Origin of the sequence: Achromobacter sp. Marseille-Q0513, from assembly GCF_018195695.1 — a bacterium.
Classification (GTDB): domain Bacteria; phylum Pseudomonadota; class Gammaproteobacteria; order Burkholderiales; family Burkholderiaceae_B; genus Achromobacter.
On sequence record NZ_JAGTJY010000347.1, the window covers coordinates 1 to 1,907 of the forward strand.

Here is a 1,907-nt window from a genome sequence, read left to right on the forward strand (position 1 = left end):
GGCCTCGGCCGTCGACGCTTCGGGCAAGCCCATCGCCGCGCTGCAAAAGGGCATCGACAATCGCCTGCGCCTGTCCTTCACCGAGCAAGGCCTGAGCATCACCGGCGGCTGCAACACGCAGTTCGGCGGCTACCGCTATGACAAGGGCGTGCTGCAGGTGGCGCAGCTGGCCGCCACCATGAAGGCCTGCGAACCCAGCCTGATGGCGCTGGACGCCGAAGTCGGCCAGCGCATCAAGGGCGACCTGCGCGCCTCGGTCGCCACCGACGCGCCCGAACCCGTGCTGCAACTGGTCGCCCAGGACGGCGCCGTGCTCAAGTTCACCGGCGAGCCCACGCCCGAGACCCGCTACGGCAGCAAGGGCGAGACCATGTTCCTGGAAGTGGCCGCCAAGCGCGTCAAGTGCAGCCACCCGCTGATCCCCAACTACCAATGCCTGCAAGTGCGCGAGCGCCGCTACAGCGAGTCCGGCGTGCAGCAGCCGACGACCGACAAGTGGCATCCGCTGTACCAGTCGATCGACGGCTACGAGCACCGCGACGGCGTGCGCACCGTGCTGCGCGTGAAGCAATACGACTGGAAGAACCCGCCCGCCGACGCGCCGTCCAAGGTCTATGTGCTGGACATGGTGGTGGAGCAGGACATGTCGGGCAAGAAACCGAAGTAAACTCGCCGCCGGCCGCAATGCGGCCCGTCAAAGGCCGGACGGAACCCCACGTCCGGCCTTTGACGTTTCTGGGCGCCTGCCCATCATGGTTTTCGGCAGCCGGCGTCGGGCGGCTTGATCTTCGTCATGTCCACGCATGGCGCGCGGATGCCAGAATCGGATGACGCCATGAACGCCTATCCCCTGCTCCTCATCCTGCACCTGCTGGCCGCCTTTCTCTTTGTTGGCACGGTGACCTTCGAAGTGCTGTTCCTGGAACCGGTGCACAAGCGCCTGCCCGCCGACGTGCGCAAGGCGCTGGGTGGCCAGCTCGGGCCGCGCGTGCGGGCGGTGCTGCCCTGGTCGGTGGTGGTGCTGTACCTGGCGGGGCTGGGAATGGCCTGGCAGTATCGCGGCGCGCTGGCGGATCCGTTCGGCTCGCCCTTCGGCGTCCTGCTGTCGCTGAAGATCGCGCTGGCGCTGAGCGTGCTGGCGCATGTGATCACGGCGTTGACGCTGGCGCGGCGTCAGCGCCTGAGCGGGACGCTGAGCCGGCGCATGCATGTCAGCGTGTTCTGCCACATGGTGTTGATCGTGGTGCTGGCCAAGGCGATGTTTCATGCGGCGTGGTGAGCACGCGCCCGCCTAGCGCGTCGGCTCGCCATCGGGCGCCGCCTTGCCGTCCTCTCGGCAAAACGTGATCTGAAAACTCCCCGGCAATTCGAACGCCACATGGTGCCTGACCTGCGGCTCGATCAGCACCTGCTGGCCCGCCGTCAGCACGGCCTCGGTGTGCGGCAGGTCGTCCAGCGTATATCGGAGCACGCCCGCGTGGACCTTCAACAGCCCCCAGGTGCCGGCCTTGGTCGTATGCGCGCCGCGTAACGCGGCCGGCAGGTTGTCGGGCGTGAAGACCGGGCTGTCGCGATAGGGCGTCACGCCGGCGGGCAGGGCGGCGGACAGGCCGGGCGGCAGGCCGTCCATCATGCCCGGCGCGCCGGGCGCGGCCTGCCGCTGTTGCCACACATTCCATAGCTTGGCCGCGATGCGTTCTGCTGTGGCGTCGGCCTGGGCCTGCAGCGTCGGATGCGCCATGGCGGCGGTGACGTCGTGGAACAGGGCCAGCCAGCGCTGGAACAGCGGCCAGGACAGATCAGGCAGTCGCGCGTGCGCCGGAATCGGCGCGCCTTTGAAGCGTCGCGTGCCCAGCAGCAGCGCTGACCAGAAATCGCACAGCATGGCCAGATGATGATCCCAGTCC

3 protein-coding genes are annotated in these 1,907 nt (G+C 68.1%); 2 read left to right on the top strand and 1 reads right to left on the bottom strand.

The features are described from left to right. Nucleotides 1–667, top strand: a 667-nt coding sequence (locus KDH83_RS30500; RefSeq protein ID WP_212322734.1) for an META and DUF4377 domain-containing protein, incomplete at its 5' end; no start/stop codon positions are given. A 168-nt stretch (nucleotides 668–835) separates the two neighbouring features. Next, a complete protein-coding gene (locus KDH83_RS30505; protein ID WP_212322736.1) occupies nucleotides 836–1,279 on the top strand; it encodes a hypothetical protein in 444 nt (147 codons plus the stop codon). 12 nt (nucleotides 1,280–1,291) lie between these two features. Here KDH83_RS30505 and KDH83_RS30510 read toward each other — a convergent pair. Next, on the bottom strand, nucleotides 1,292–1,907 hold a 616-nt coding region (locus tag KDH83_RS30510), incomplete at its 5' end, for a DUF1971 domain-containing protein (RefSeq protein ID WP_212322738.1).